This window comes from Flavobacterium sp. (assembly GCF_013822155.1).
Classification (GTDB): Bacteria; Bacteroidota; Bacteroidia; order Flavobacteriales; family Flavobacteriaceae; genus Flavobacterium.
Map to the genome: position 1 here is coordinate 1 of NZ_PNJW01000037.1, position 15292 is coordinate 15292.

A 15292-nucleotide genomic window follows, 5' to 3' on the forward strand; every position below is an offset into this window, starting at 1 on the left:
ATGATATGACCCTAAAAGAACCTGAAATTCTTCATTGTGATGATATAAATCTTTTATTTTATCTAAATACTCTGGGAATTCTTGAACGATTGGATGAGTAGTAATCATAGTGATAGGATTTATATGTTAATATAGGTTTTATTTGATTTAACTAAATTAAATATAAAAACGGAAATAGTGTATGATAAATATCAGGTTTAACAGTATTAAATAAAAAATCCCTTGAAAAATAGTCAAGGGATTAATAGCATGTTCTTTACAATATAATTTATATAGGTTCACCATATAAATCAAATTCAGTAGCATCATTGATTTTGATAAGAGCAAAATCACCAACTTTCACATAAAATTTTGAAGCATCAATTAGTACTTCATTATCTACGTCCGGACTGTCAAATTCAGTTCTTCCGATAAAATAAGGGCCTTCTTTTCTGTCGATAATACATTTGAATGTTTGACCAATTTTCTCTTGGTTCAAATCCCATGAAATTTGTGACTGAATGTCCATGATTTCTGCTGCACGTTGTTGTTTCACTTCTGAAGGAACATCATCTTCCAACAGATATGCATGCGTGTTTTCTTCATGAGAATAAGCAAAACAACCTAAACGTTCAAAACGCATTTCCTGAACCCAATCTTTTAATATTTGAAAGTCTTCTTCCGTTTCTCCGGGATAACCAACAATTAAAGTTGTTCGAATTGCCATGTCGGGAACTGTTTTTCGGAATTCTTTTAATAATGAAGTTGTTTTCTCTTGCGTTGTTCCTCTTCGCATGGATTTTAAAACGGAATCAGAAATATGTTGTAATGGAATATCAATGTAATTACAAATTTTAGGTTCTCGTTTCATTAATTCCAATACATCCATAGGAAAACCGGTAGGAAATGCATAATGCAATCGTATCCATTCGATTCCTTCTACTTTTACTAAATTTTCCAGCAATTCAGCTAAATTTCTTTTTTTATAAATGTCCAAACCATAATAGGTGAGATCTTGGGCAATTAAAATTAATTCTTTTACTCCATTTTTAGCCAGTTTCTCTGTTTCGCTTACCAATTTTTCTATGGTTTGAGATACGTGTTTACCTCTCATTATAGGAATAGCACAAAAACTACATGGTCGGTCGCAACCTTCCGAAATTTTTAAGTAAGCATAGTTTTTTGGAGTAGTGGTTAATCGTTCACCTAATAATTCATGTTTATAATCTGCTCCTAAAACTTTGAGTAATTGGGGCAAATCTGAAGTGCCGAAATATTGATCTACATTAGGAATTTCTTTTTCTAAATCAGGTTTGTATCGTTCAGATAAACAACCGGTTACAAATACTTTATCTACTAATCCTTGTTCTTTTTTGTCAACATATTCTAAAATTGTATTGACTGATTCTTCTTTTGCATTATCAATAAAACCACAAGTATTAATTACGACGATGTTTCCTTCTTGTTCATGCACTACGTCTTTGCCACTGGCTTTCAGTTGTCCCATCAACACTTCACTGTCATATACATTTTTAGAGCAACCTAAAGTTATGACGTTGATTTTATTTTTCTTTAAAGATTTGGTTCTCATACTGTTTTTTATAACGGACTGCAAAATTAGCTATTTATATTGAGTAAATTTTGATAAAAACAAAAAACCATTCGTTTTCGAATGGTTTTTGTATTTTATATTTTACCTTCAATTATAGTTCAAATATAAATGAGGTGGTAAAGCTATTTGTAATGGTATTGATAAAAGCGGGCGAAGTAAGTCCAGTTGTAAAAAAGCCTTCTTGAGATTTTCTTTGTGAATAGCTATAAGCAAAGTCTAACTTGAAATAGCCGAAATTATAGCCTAAACCACCTGAAAATCCGGTTAAGTCTCCTATTGTTTTACCATTTTCATAAGGGCTTTCTTCAAAACGATAACCTCCACGAATGCTTAATTCCTTAATTTTATATTCTGCTCCAAGTCTGAATTCATTGGCGTTGTTTAAAGTATTAGCCATTTCAGTATTCAAATTACTAAAAACATAATCATTTTCAGGTTTTAGTTTGGTATGACTATAATTTTTTAAAGTATAATCAAAACTTATTAACCCAGATTTACCAAAAATATAAGCGGCACTTGCAGACCATTTTTCAGGTGTTTGCACTTCGTAAGTTGGATAAATATTTAGAATTCTTGGGTCAACTATATCATTAAAAGTTACCCCATTAACTCTGTTGGTAGCATATAAACGTTGTGTGAATTCATCATTTAAATTGTACCAAGTTGGCGATTCATAAGAAGCTCCAAAACGTAAACTTTGAGTAGCTTTGATTATTGCTCCAACTTGTACAGAAAATCCTGACCCATAAGTGTATAAAAAGTTTTCAAAAACTACATCTTGTACACCATTTTCCAAATCATTGGTGTTTTTTTCATAAAAACTGCTGGCACGATTAAAATCAACAAAGTGAGCATTTAAATTGATACCAAAACTCAAAAAGTCTTTATATTGTGTTGCTAAGTTAAAGGCAACTTTGCCATTAAATCCGTAGCTTTCTACATAGTTATCTTGGTAATAATTACCACCAGCAGGAACTTCCGAAACATACTGTGTATTGCTTAAATTTTCAGAAACAGGACTTATTATATAACCATTATAACCAAAAAAGGCTTGTTGCTCATTATAATTTAAGGCATATAAATTACTTTGTAATGTTCCTAACGGAATACCATTGGCATAATTTAAAAAATAACTGTCAATGGATGTAGTAGGATTAACACCCGCCGAAAAAACAGAATTATCAAGTCTGTTTTCGTTTTCATAATTAATAGCAAAGGCAAATTTTTTCCAATTTGCATCATTGTTGTGAAAAACAAATACACTACCAAATTGATTCATATCAAAACTACTGTCACATTGTTCAGTATACGTGCCAAAATATGTAGACTCGTTGTTTTTACTATGGTTTGAAAAGGTAAAGCCAACTTGATTTGTGTTAAAAATAACAGAACTTGCCGGGTTCATGTTTATCGCGGATAAATCGCCACCTAATGCTCCAAAAGCACCACTCATTCCTCTAAAACGAGCTGTTCCGGTCATGTCGTCAAGACTGTAACGAACGGCATCTTGAATTTCTTGAGATTGTATGGTTAAACTAGCAAACCCTACAATAAATAATATTAGCTTTTTCATTACTATATTTTTAATCTAAAACTATATAACAAATAATAAATTAACCTCTTCCACCTGAACGTCCGCCTCCGCCGCCTCCGCCAGATCGACCGCCACCACCACTACTGCTACCTCCTGAATATCCTCCACTTCTTGTTCCTGAAGTTGAAGAAGAACTACTGCTACTACTTCTTGGAGTATAGGTATTATTTCCTGATGAAGGTGTATTTCCGTAATTTCTTGTGTTATTGCGGGTTCCGCTTGTGTTGTATTGGTTATTTCTAGGATTACTTGAATTTACTGCATTGGTATTATAGCCTCTTGTTCCTGTTCTGGTAGTACCAAAACGTGTTCCTGAATTGGTGTAATTTCGGGTGCTATACTGACTTCTATAGGCTGAACTTCCTCTGTAACCATTTGTTCTGCTAGTATAAGCTGAACTACCTCTATAACCATTGGTGTAATATGTGCCACCCCTTCTTCCACTATTGTAGGCGTAACCATTATAATAGCTTCCATATCCGTACCCATAATAGGGATAATAAGGGTAATATCCCCAACCACAATAAGCTCCATACCAAGGATAAAATCCAACACCCCAATATGGACCATACCAAGTGTTGTAACCCCAATAAGGTGTGTACCAAGAGTTCCAATAATTATATCCCCAACCGGAATCATAAACATTAACAGATATTGAAGTTGGGTTTGAACCCCAACTGGCATTGGAAGTATAACTTTCTGCAGTTGTTTGTGTTGAATCGGTTACGGAAGAATAATTTTCAACATCAGTAAAAATTTCCTCTTCAGCATTTAACTGTTTGGATTTGAAATAATTTTGATAGGCCAAGTTTGCATTATCTTGTGCAACTTGTTCAGCCTCTTTAGATTTACTTTTTTCTGAGCCACTATAAATTCCATCGTTATCATAATAGGATGAATTTTGAGTAGATCCACAGGAAACCAATAAAACCCCTAGAGTTGATGTCAACATGAGGGATAATGTTTTAAACGAAGTATGATATTTTGTTTTCATTATCAAAGCATTTTTATTGTTGGTAATACAAAAATAGTTAGTTTTGCTGAACTTTATAGTTAATATTTATAAAACAATTTTTATGCCAAATAATTCAAAATGAGTAAAAATTTAACCAAAAGAGCCGAAGATTATTCAAAGTGGTATAACGAACTTGTGGTAAAAGCTGATTTAGCTGAAAATTCCGCTGTTAGAGGCTGTATGGTGATAAAACCATATGGATATGCTATTTGGGAAAAAATGCAGGCTGAATTAGATAGAAAATTCAAAGAAACAGGACATTCGAACGCTTATTTCCCTCTGTTTGTGCCCAAAAGTATGTTTGAAGCCGAAGAAAAAAATGCAGAAGGATTTGCAAAAGAATGTGCCATTGTGACACATTACAGATTGAAAAATGACCCCGATAGAAAAGGTAAATTAATGGTTGACCCCAATGCGAAATTGGAGGAAGAATTGATTGTTCGTCCGACCAGTGAAGCAATTATTTGGAGTACTTATAAAAATTGGATACAATCTTACAGGGACTTACCATTATTAATAAATCAATGGGCTAATGTGGTTCGTTGGGAAATGAGAACGCGTTTGTTTTTAAGAACTGCTGAGTTTTTGTGGCAAGAAGGACATACTGCACATGCTACTCAAGCAGAAGCAATTGCTGAATCTTTTCAAATGATGAATGTTTATGCTGATTTTGCAGAAAATTTTATGGCAATTCCGGTTGTTAAAGGAATTAAAACAGAATCAGAAAGATTTGCCGGTGCTGTGGAAACTTATTGTATTGAAGCTTTAATGCAAGACGGGAAAGCATTGCAAGCCGGAACTTCTCACTTTTTAGGACAAAATTTCGCAAAGGCTTTCGATGTTAAATTTGCTAATGCAGAAGGGACTCAAGAATTTGTTTGGGGAACTTCTTGGGGAGTTTCTACTCGTTTGATGGGGGCATTAGTGATGACTCATTCCGATGATAACGGTTTGGTACTTCCGCCAAATTTAGCTCCAATTCAAGTTGTTATTGTGCCAATTTACAAGTCAGATGAACAATTAGAAGCTATTTCTACGGAAGTTCAAAATGTTGTGGATGCCCTTAAAAAATTAAATATTTCAGTTAAATTTGACAATAGAACTACCCAAAAGCCTGGGTTTAAATTTAATGAATACGAATTGAAAGGTGTTCCTGTTCGAATTGCAATAGGACCAAAAGATTTAGAAAATGGAACTTATGAAGTGGCTCGTAGAGATACTTTAACAAAAGAAATAGTTTCTAAAGAGGGCATTGAGGTGTATATTCAAAATTTGTTAGAAACAATTCAAACAAATCTGTTTGATAGAGCATTTGAGTATAGAAACACTCATATAACGGAAGTAGATACTTTTGAAGAATTTAAAAATTTATTAGATTCTAAAGGCGGATTCTTTGCTGCACATTGGGATGGAACACCGGAAACAGAAGAAAAAATTAAAGAGTTGACAAAAGCAACAATACGATGTATTCCATTAAATAGAGTGGAAGAGCCTGGAATATGCATGTTTAGTGGAAAACCATCTGTTGGAAGGGTGCTTTTTGCGAAAGCATATTAAAAAAAAATAAAAAAATAAATTGTAACTATTGCGAGTATTAAAAATAGTTGTATTTTTGCACTCGCAATAAACAATTGGCCCGTTCGTCTATCGGTTAGGACGCCAGGTTTTCATCCTGGTAAGGGGGGTTCGATTCCCCCACGGGCTACAAGTTCAATATTAGGTTGAAAATCTTAAACTAGAGGAAAACAATGGTCCGTTCGTCTAGGGGTTAGGACGCCAGGTTTTCATCCTGGTAACAGGGGTTCGATTCCCCTACGGACTACAAAATTTTAATAAAAACATTTATTTAAAAGAAAATGGCAAATCATAAGTCAGCTCTAAAGAGAATCAGAAGTAACGAAAAGAGAAGAGTATTAAACAAATACCAACACAAAACTACGCGTAATGCTATCAAAGCGTTGAGGGTTTCTACTGATAAGTCTGATGCATCAGCTAAATTATCAGCAGTAATTTCTATGATTGATAAATTAGCAAAGAAAAATATCATTCATGATAACAAAGCTTCAAATTTAAAATCTAAATTAACTAAGCATGTAGCTAAGTTATAATTAGAAAAATTAGATATAAAAAAAAATAGCTTTCCATTTGGAAAGCTATTTTTTTTATGAATATAAAGGTTTTAAATTCTGTAACATCTCAACTGTAATAGGTTTTGATAGGAAATGCGAAACCATTTCATATTGTTTTGCCTTTTGATAATCTGACGGATCAATAGTAGAAGATAGGATGATTACTTTAGTTTGAGAAAATTCATTTGAAAGATTTTCTTTGAATAAATCTAAAAATTCCCAACCATTCATGACGGGCATATTTAAATCTAAAAAAATCAATTGGGGAAATTGAAAAATTGCATCCCTGTCTTTTTTTGCAACAAAAGATTGAAATAGATCGTAAGCCTCCTGACCGTTATTGGCAAAGATTATTTCTTCACTAAATTCAGCTTTAACAATTACTTTTTTACACAACATTAAAGTAATTGGATCATCATCAACACATAATATAGATTTCAACATTATACTTTTTTAAAGGTTAAACTAAATTGAGTTCCTTTATTTACTTGGCTTTCAACTTCAATTGAACCGCCCATTGCTTCAATTTGAGATTTTACTAAATATAATCCTAATCCTTTACTGTCAGGATAATTATGAAAACGTTGGTATAGTCCAAAGATTTTATCACTGTTTTTACCCAAATCAATACCGATTCCGTTATCTTTAATAATCAAATTTACGGAATTTTCTTTTTCTAAAGCTATAATTGAAATTTTTGGAGTTTTAGTTAACGAACGGTATTTTAATGCATTTGACATTAAATTTAAAACAATACTTTCGAGGTAAGCTTTGTTAATCGTGATGGAAAGATTGTCTTCAATGTCAATATTTATAATTGGTTTATATAAATTAATTTGATTGTTTAATTGAAAAAAAACATTTTCAAAAATCTCTTTGATGGAAACAATTTCTTTTTGAATGGAGGGATTGTCTTTAATGATAACAACTTTTACTAAATCGTCAATTGTTTCATTTAATAAATGAGTTGAACGTTTGAATCCGTTTAAAATTTCTTGTAATTCTTCATTCTCAATGGGCACATCATCAAGCAGATTAAGTAAACCTGTTAAATTGGATAGAGGGGCTCTGAAATTGTGTGATGTTATGTATGAAAACTGTTTTAAATCTTTATTATTTCGGGTTAATTCCTGAATGAGTTGTTCTCGCTCCCGTTCTTGGTTCTTTTCTTTGGTCACATCTCTTTGAATGGAAATCCAATGTGAATGTTCGCCTTCTTTATTTGTGACCGGAATCATAGAAAAATTTACCCAATATTCATCACCGTTTTTCTTGTAACTCACCGTTTCAATGAAACACTCCTGATAATTCTTTATAGACTCCGTAAGTTTTTGCAATTCAGTAGAATCTGATTTTACTCCGGCAAACATAATGGGTGATTTTCCTATTACTTCTTTTGGTTTATAACCGGTCATTTTAGTGAAAGCTTGGTTCACGAAAATAATATTAGGAATTGGGTTTTCAGAAATATCAGTATCTGTAATGATAACAGCATCTTTGGTTTGCGTAATTACTGTTTCTAAAAGTTTTAATCGTTGTTCTTCTTCTTTTTGCTTGGTAACATCCTGGATTGCTCCAATCATTCGAATGGCTTTACCATCAATATCTTTTAATAAAAATCCTCTGTCAAAAACATATTTATAACTTCCATCGGCACATTTAAATCGATATTCATCTTGCCAACGTTCTGTTTTTTGTTCTAAAAAGGAATATAGTTTAACAGACATTTTCAAACTGTCTTCCGGATGAATTCGGTCAAACCACCAATTGGAACTATTTCCAACGTCTTCTTTTTTGTATCCAAAAACACCTTGAATTCCCTTATTCCAGACAAATTCGTCAGTTTGAATCTTCCAATCCCAAATAGTATCACTGGTTGCTTTAGCTACAATATCATAGCGTTCATTAGAATCCTTGATTTCCGTGTTGATGGTTTGAAGTTGTTTTAGTATACCAATGTTTCTTTTGTCATTTCTAGCAATAACAAAACGGATTAATAAACCGGCACCAATGATAAAGCAAACATCAACTATGAAATGATAGGAGTTGAAATTTTCAACATTATTTTTTAAATTATTACGGAAGACTAAATGACTTATAAGTGCTAAAAAAAGAGCTGTAATAATAAAAATAAAGGTGATGATGTTCGATTTACTTTTCATTATTCAAATATAAAAAAATTATTGACTTTTCAACTGTGGAAAAATGAACTAGTTTTTGTATTTTAGTTTGAATCATAATAAAGTGTGGTATTTTTTGATAGTTATGATTTTATACTAACCTAAATAATTTTTTAAATCAGTATATGTTTTTATTTTGATGCTTTTCTTTTCTTTATTCATTATGCTTTCAATCTGAGTTGGAATGGGTAAACAGATTTCTAATGTAGGCTCAACAGTATCTAAAAATTTTATCGGATGAGCGGTTTCTAAAAATACTCCAACGGACTTTCCGTGTTTTTTCATTTCTTCTTTTAACCCTAAATAGCCAATAGCTCCATGAGGTTCCGCTATGTATTGATTTTTTGTGTACAAATCCTTTAATGCAACAAGAGTTTCTTCATCAGAAAAAGCATAAGACGAAAAATCATTTTTAAAGGCCAAAAAATCATGTTTATATAATTCTTGAATTCGTATAAAATTACTCGGATTACCAACATCCATTGCATTTGATAAAGTGGCTTTTGACGGTTTTGGGTTATACATGCCATCCAGCATAAAACGTGGAATTGTGTCATTTAAATTAGTTGCTGCAACAAAATGCTGAATGGGTAAACCTAATTTTTTAGCCATGATACCGGCACAAATATTTCCAAAATTTCCACTGGGAACCGAAATGATAATAGGCAAATTCATTTTTTTTAATTCTTTATAAGCAAAGAAAAAATAAAATAGTTGGGGAAGCCATCGGGCTACATTAATTGAATTGGCTGATGTTAGATTTTTATGAGCTAATTCAGAATCCAAGAATGCTCTTTTTACCATATCCTGACAATCGTCAAAAACGCCATCAACTTCCAACGCTGTGATATTTTGACCTAACGTGGTAAGTTGACGCTCCTGAATATCGCTAACTTTTCCACTCGGGTAGAGAATAACAACTTCTACGCCTTGAACATTCAAAAAACCGTTAGCAACCGCTCCACCGGTATCTCCGGAAGTGGCCACTAAAATTGTGTTCTTTTGGTTAGGTTTATTTTTATTGAAATAAGCTAAACATCTGGCCATAAATCGGGCTCCAACATCTTTAAAAGCCATGGTTGGACCATGATAAAGTTCTAAGGAATAAATGTTTTCTTCAATCTTTGTTAATGGAAAACCGAAACACAATGTTTCTGAAATGATTTTTCTTAAATCATTTTCTTCAATTTCACTTCCTATAAATTGTTTAATAACGGTATAAGCAATTTCTTCATTTGAACGAGTTGCTATTGTTTCAAAAAAAGAATTTTCTAACGGGATAATAGTGTCAGGAAAATATAGTCCTTTGTCCGGAGCAAGTCCCAGAGTAACGGCTTGTTCAAAGGTTACTTTCGGAGCTTTGAGATTCAAACTTTTGTAAAGCATCAGGTTGAATTGGTTTTGAAGAATTGGTTTGTATAATGAATGGGTAAATATAAAATAATTCTTTTATAGGTTGCGTTCTTCAACAGAAATATGAAAATTAAAACTTGATTTTTTTGTACTTTTGGTAAAAATTCAAATCTAATGAATATAAAAACCAAAGTTTTTATTTACCAGTTACTCTCTTTTGCCGCTTTTTTTATTCCGTTGCGTTTCGCAATTTCCTATTTTTCTTCTTTAGAAGGTATTTGGATTCCTTTTTTAGCATTTGTAATCACGTTAATTTTGGCTCCTAAATTTCAAGTAATTACTACAAAAGAAGGTTCAAAAGTTTTTATGAAGTGGATTTTTAGTAAAGAAATAAAAGAATTATAATTTATTTTTTAACTTCCTTTTTAGGTTCTATTTTTTTCTTGTAAATAGGAATAAAATAGGAAACAGTATAGTTAAACCCAACTCCAAAAGTGCCGTCATAGGTTCTGTTAAATCCCGGAATATAAAGATTTTCAAAACCATCCGGTTCTTTGGTGTTTATCAAATAGTTTAACCTAAAACTAAAACCGGCATATAAATTGGAAAATAATTCTGCTTTTACTCCAATCAGAAATTCTCCCCATTGGGCTGAAAGACCATCAAATTTTTCTCCGGAAACTACTTCTGGAGCTTCCCCAAAATAGGGGTTTGGATTATATACTTTATAGGTGTTTATTTCCTGAGAATGTGTGCTGGCTCCCACACGCAAACCAATATATATTAGGTTTTCCATATCAAGCCAGTTTTCATACACATTATAATCAAAACCAACTTTAAAATAGGAACCTTTCGTAGTAAAATTTAATCGGTCGTCTTGTGTTGTCTTATTTTCATTGCCTAATTCACCGGCGAGATAGTAGTTTTTGGTTAATCTATAATCGCCTACTAGTTCCAACCCTTTATAGTTTTCGTCAAAAAAACTTTTACCAAATTTAAATAAGTCAATTCCAACACGAACACCGTAACGCTCAGTTTTCAAAGGAATACTGTCTTTTTTGGTTTCTTGAGCTCCAATAGAAATGGAAACCAAAATTAAACCGATACTAAAAATACATTTTGATATGGACATCTTCTTCGGTTTCAATTTTGTTCTTAATTATTTCTATAGTATCTATCCAAAATTCAGTATCACCAACGGGATTTGAATTTTCAATCGGATTGAATAAATTCAAATCAAAATTAGTCTTAAATCCGCAGGCTCTTGAAATATAGATGTCATTTCGGGTGTAATTGATACGGATACTGTCCATATTCGCTTCCGTTGCAGAAGTTGAATTGATTGTTAATTTGTATTGTGTAAAATCTTCATTTGTTTTTAATGGGAGTTCAATTGTGCTTACTAAATCAAATGTAAGTGCTGTATCAGCTCCTTCTCCTTCAGCTTTTAAATTGGCCACTACCTTTTTTACCGATGTATTTACACTGTCATAAAACTCAATGATAAGTCGTGGTGTCGTAGGCGTTTCGGGTGTACAGATGTCGTCTTTTTCACATCCTTGAAAAAGAAATAATAACACCACTAAAAACAAAAATCGTTTCATTTATTTTTTTTCTAAAAGTACAACATTTTCTACATGATGCGTCTGCGGAAACATATCTACAGGACGTACACGGGTAACTTTATAAAGCGAGTCCATTAAAGCTAAATCTCTTGCTTGTGTAGCGGAATTGCAACTGACATAAACTACTTTTTCAGGAGCAATTTGCATAATTTGTTCAACCACAGTTGCGTGCATTCCATCACGTGGAGGGTCTGTAATGATAACATCCGGTTTTCCGTGTTTAGCAATGAAATCAGCATTAAAAACTTCTTTCATATCTCCAACATAAAATTCACAATTAGTAATGTTATTGCGTTTAGCATTTTCTTTGGCATCGGCAATTGCTTCAGGTACAGATTCCACACCAATTACTTTCTTAGCTTTTTTTGAAACAAATTGAGCAATGGTTCCGGTTCCGGTATATAAATCATAGACCAATTCATTTCCGGTTAAACCGGCAAATTCCCGTGTAATTTTATACAGTTCATATGCTTGCTCGGAATTCGTTTGATAGAAAGATTTTGCATTGATAGAAAATTGTAAACCTTCCATTTCCTCTAAAATATAATCTCGACCACTAAAAAGCTTAATATCTTGATCATACAAAGTGTCGTTTGCTTTTCCATTAATTACATAGAGTAAAGATGTTATTTCCGGAAATTTATCTTTTAAAAAAGTTAAAACCAATTCACGTTGCGTTTTATTTTCTTTAAAAAATTGAATTAAAACCATAATTTCTCCTATAGAAGTCGTTCGAATCATCAAGGTTCGCAAAAGTCCTTCTTGGTGTCGGGTATTAAAAAAAGGAAGTTCGTTTTCTGTTGCAAACGATTTAATAGCATTTCGAATAGCATTTGACGGATCTTGTTGCAAATGACATTTGTTAATTTCTAAAATTTTGTCCCACATTTTTGGAATGTGAAAACCTAATGCATTTCGATTTCCAATCGTATCCTCTTGTTGAATCTCGTTTTCAGTGAGCCAACGACTGTCTGAAAAAGAAAATTCCATCTTGTTGCGATAAAAAAACTGTTTTTCTGAGCCTAATATGGGTTCAAAATCAGGAAGTTCAATCTTGCCAATTCGTTTCAAATTATTATAAACTTCATTGTTTTTATAAAACAATTGTTGGTTATAATGCATGTTTTGCCATTTGCAACCGCCACAAACTCCAAAATGCTCACACTCCGGTTTTACGCGATGCGGTGAAAGTTTATGAAAATAAATTGCTTTACCTTCAAAATAGGATTTTCTTTTCTTAAAGGTTTGAACGTCAACAATGTCACCTGGAACAACATTGGATATAAAAATTACCCTGCCATCTTCTGCTTTTGCTACAGAAACGCCTTTTGCTCCGGCATCTAAAACGGTTACTTCTTTAAAAATTATTTTGTCTGTGTTTTTTCTTCCCATATGGCAAAAATAAGGTATTCAATAAGAAAATTAATCGGGTAATGAAATTATTTTTTAAAACAAAAAACGCCCTCGAAAGAAGGCGTTTTAGAACTTAATTATTATTTTTTAATAGGCAATATTGAACGCACCATTAGTCAATACCATTACATTTCCATTTGAATCATCAACTAATGATCCGGAGAAAGTACCTATGTATTTTCCGTCTGAATTTGTAGTAAGGGTTGATGTGAAATTATCGGAATCCTGAACGTAATAACCATCACTTGTTTCATAATCAAATCCCCAAATTTCATTTTGACCGGTAACACCATACTCAGAAGCAATAGTAATTACTTTAGTTGGGTCATTGTTTGTTGTAGCGGTTACAATAATATCTGAATATCCGTCATAATCAATTTTATCAACGGAAATGATATTAAACTTCGTTTCAACTCCGTTAAATTTTGCAGTAACATAATTCACGTCAGCTTTGTCATCATCAGATGAACAAGAAGTTATTCCCACTAAAGTGAAACTTAATAATAAAAAAAGAATCTTTTTCATGTCAATTATTTTAATTTTTACAAAAATAAAGATTTATTCTTAATTAGTAATCTTTTTTTAATATTTGATTAATAAAGAGTTTTGCTGCTTACTCTTTTTTTATGAATCATCTCATTATTTTCAACGGAATATTCGTTATTTTTGCTTCTGTTTAGGATGATTTCTCTCCAAAAGTAGGAATTGATAAGTAGTTCATTTTAAATTTAAGAAAATGTCAGTTTTAGAAAAAATCAATTCAAAAGAATTTATTGCCTTAGAAGATCGATTCGGTGCTCATAATTACCATCCGTTGCCGGTTGTACTGAGTAGAGGAGAAGGAGTATATGTTTGGGATGTAGATGGAAAAAAATATTATGATTTTTTATCTGCTTATTCAGCGGTGAACCAAGGTCATTGCCATCCAAAAATAGTGAATGCTCTTGTACAACAAGCTCAAACCTTGACGTTGACTTCAAGAGCTTTTTACAATGATAAATTAGGTAAATACGAAAAATACATTACCGAATTATTTGGGTTTGATAAAATATTGCCCATGAATACGGGAGCTGAAGCGGTTGAAACAGCTATCAAAATTTGTAGAAAATGGGCTTATGAAAAAAAAGGTATCGATGAACATGAAGCTATAATTGTTGTTTGTGACAATAATTTTCACGGACGAACAACTACAATCATCTCTTTTTCTAATGATGAAAATGCCAGAAAAAACTTTGGTCCTTACACAGTAGGATTTATCAAGATTCCATATGATGATATTGAAGCCTTTAAATTTGTTTTAGAAAACAATAAAAACATTGCAGGATTTTTAGTGGAACCCATTCAAGGAGAAGCCGGTGTTTATGTTCCAGCAGAAAACTATTTAGAACAAGTGAAAGAACTTTGTGATCAATACAATGTTCTTTTTATTGCTGATGAGGTACAAACCGGAATTGCCAGAACAGGTTCTTTACTGGCTGTTTGTGGCAATTGTACTTGCGAAAACAATTGTGAAAGACAAAATACATATGCTAAACCCGATATTCTGATTTTAGGAAAAGCAGTTTCCGGTGGCGTTTATCCGGTTTCGGCAGTTTTAGCGGATGATAACATTATGCATGTGATTAAACCCGGACAACACGGTTCTACATTTGGAGGAAACCCATTAGCTGCAGCAGTTGCAAAAGCAGCTTTGGAAGTAGTGGGAGAAGAAAATTTAATTCAAAATGCCCGTGCTTTGGGTAAATTATTTAGAGTAAAATTAAGCGAGTATATTGAAAATAGTTCCATCGTAAGTTTAGTGCGAGGCAAAGGGTTGCTGAATGCTATTGTAATTAATGATACAGAAGATAGCTCAACAGCATGGGATATTTGTATGAAATTAGCTGAAAATGGATTGCTTGCGAAACCTACTCACGGAAACATTATTCGTTTTGCTCCACCTTTGGTTATGAATGAAGAACAGTTGTTGGATTGTATTTCAATTATCATTAAAACACTGAAAGAGTTTGAAAAATAAGAAGGAAGCCACTTTTAAAGTGGCTTTTTTTATGGCTTAGATTTTAATAGACTATGACTTTATACAAATAGGAAACAACCATAATGACTGCTGTAACGGTTCCAAAAAGCATAATTATTTTGTGGTAGTTTCTGGATTTATCGATAAAGCTGATGCCAATAAAAGAAAAAAATAAAAGCATTGTATAAATAGCCGGGTACATGTAAAATGCTGCAGTAAATTCCCCTTCCAACAATAAAACAATGGCACGCTGAATGCCACAGCCTAAACAGTCAATGCCAAATAGTTTTTTTGATAAACAGGGAAGCATGTATTCTTCCATAATTTTAACTTTTATTGATTCACAATTTTACAAAAAAAAGAGTTTGCAATACA

The 15292-nt window shown here is 32.5% G+C and carries 15 protein-coding genes and 2 tRNA genes; 6 read left to right on the plus strand and 11 right to left on the minus strand.

What is annotated here, in order from left to right:
- Positions 1-268: 268 nt before the first annotated feature.
- From rimO to C0512_RS09990, 3 genes are all read right to left on the minus strand, one after another.
- Positions 269-1570, minus strand: a complete 1302-nt coding sequence (gene rimO, locus C0512_RS09980) for a 30S ribosomal protein S12 methylthiotransferase RimO (RefSeq protein ID WP_290861123.1) — start codon at positions 1568-1570, stop codon at positions 269-271.
- A 112-nt stretch (positions 1571-1682) separates the two neighbouring features.
- A complete protein-coding gene (locus tag C0512_RS09985) occupies positions 1683-3164 on the minus strand; it encodes a transporter (RefSeq protein WP_290861125.1) in 1482 nt (493 codons plus the stop codon).
- A 40-nt stretch (positions 3165-3204) separates the two neighbouring features.
- A complete protein-coding gene (locus C0512_RS09990) occupies positions 3205-4179 on the minus strand; it encodes a hypothetical protein (RefSeq protein ID WP_290861127.1) in 975 nt (324 codons plus the stop codon).
- A gap of 99 nt (positions 4180-4278) precedes the next feature.
- Here C0512_RS09990 and proS point away from each other — a divergent pair, with 99 nt between their 5' ends.
- The 4 genes from proS to rpsT all read left to right on the plus strand — a co-directional run bounded on the left by proS (position 4279) and on the right by rpsT (position 6308).
- Entirely contained in the window at positions 4279-5757 is a 1479-nt protein-coding gene (proS, locus tag C0512_RS09995; RefSeq protein ID WP_290861129.1) for a proline--tRNA ligase, read from the plus strand.
- Positions 5758-5833: 76 nt separating this feature from the next.
- Positions 5834-5905: transfer RNA gene (locus C0512_RS10000), tRNA-Glu, on the plus strand.
- Between the two features lie 45 nt (positions 5906-5950).
- Positions 5951-6022, plus strand: a tRNA-Glu gene (locus C0512_RS10005).
- Positions 6023-6056: 34 nt separating this feature from the next.
- The gene (rpsT, locus tag C0512_RS10010; RefSeq protein ID WP_290861131.1) at positions 6057-6308 is read left to right on the plus strand and encodes a 30S ribosomal protein S20; all 252 of its coding nucleotides are present in this window, start codon (positions 6057-6059) and stop codon (positions 6306-6308) included.
- Positions 6309-6362: 54 nt separating this feature from the next.
- Here rpsT and C0512_RS10015 read toward each other — a convergent pair whose 3' ends face one another.
- From C0512_RS10015 to thrC, 3 genes are all read right to left on the minus strand, one after another.
- Positions 6363-6773 (minus strand): response regulator, encoded by a 411-nt coding sequence (locus C0512_RS10015; protein WP_290861133.1) that lies wholly within the window; start codon positions 6771-6773, stop codon positions 6363-6365.
- On the minus strand, positions 6773-8491 hold the full coding sequence (locus C0512_RS10020; RefSeq protein ID WP_290861134.1) for a PAS domain-containing sensor histidine kinase: 1719 nt from the start codon (positions 8489-8491) through the stop codon (positions 6773-6775). The genes C0512_RS10015 and C0512_RS10020 overlap by 1 nt, the downstream gene beginning before the upstream one ends.
- A 114-nt stretch (positions 8492-8605) precedes the next feature.
- A complete protein-coding gene (gene thrC, locus C0512_RS10025; protein ID WP_290861136.1) occupies positions 8606-9895 on the minus strand; it encodes a threonine synthase in 1290 nt (429 codons plus the stop codon).
- 141 nt (positions 9896-10036) lie between these two features.
- On the opposite strand from thrC, the gene C0512_RS10030 reads away from it, so the two are divergent.
- Positions 10037-10267, plus strand: coding sequence for a hypothetical protein (locus C0512_RS10030; RefSeq protein WP_290861138.1), 231 nt, complete (start codon positions 10037-10039; stop codon positions 10265-10267).
- Position 10268: 1 nt separating this feature from the next.
- Here C0512_RS10030 and C0512_RS10035 read toward each other — a convergent pair whose 3' ends face one another.
- The 4 genes from C0512_RS10035 to C0512_RS10050 form a co-directional block, all read right to left on the minus strand.
- Positions 10269-10994, minus strand: a complete 726-nt coding sequence (locus C0512_RS10035) for a DUF6048 family protein (protein WP_290861140.1) — start codon at positions 10992-10994, stop codon at positions 10269-10271.
- Positions 10969-11466, minus strand: coding sequence for a DUF6452 family protein (locus C0512_RS10040; protein ID WP_290861142.1), 498 nt, complete (start codon positions 11464-11466; stop codon positions 10969-10971). The genes C0512_RS10035 and C0512_RS10040 overlap by 26 nt, the downstream gene beginning before the upstream one ends.
- On the minus strand, positions 11467-12879 hold the full coding sequence (rlmD, locus tag C0512_RS10045) for a 23S rRNA (uracil(1939)-C(5))-methyltransferase RlmD (RefSeq protein WP_290861144.1): 1413 nt from the start codon (positions 12877-12879) through the stop codon (positions 11467-11469).
- Positions 12880-12987: 108 nt separating this feature from the next.
- Positions 12988-13425, minus strand: a complete 438-nt coding sequence (locus C0512_RS10050) for a hypothetical protein (RefSeq protein ID WP_290861146.1) — start codon at positions 13423-13425, stop codon at positions 12988-12990.
- A gap of 211 nt (positions 13426-13636) precedes the next feature.
- Here C0512_RS10050 and rocD point away from each other — a divergent pair, with 211 nt between their 5' ends.
- Positions 13637-14917, plus strand: coding sequence for an ornithine--oxo-acid transaminase (gene rocD / locus C0512_RS10055; RefSeq protein ID WP_290861148.1), 1281 nt, complete (start codon positions 13637-13639; stop codon positions 14915-14917).
- 43 nt (positions 14918-14960) lie between these two features.
- Here the strand turns inward: rocD and C0512_RS10060 are convergent, their stop codons facing one another.
- On the minus strand, positions 14961-15239 hold the full coding sequence (locus tag C0512_RS10060; protein ID WP_290861150.1) for a DUF2752 domain-containing protein: 279 nt from the start codon (positions 15237-15239) through the stop codon (positions 14961-14963).
- Between the last annotated feature and the right edge of the window lie 53 nt (positions 15240-15292).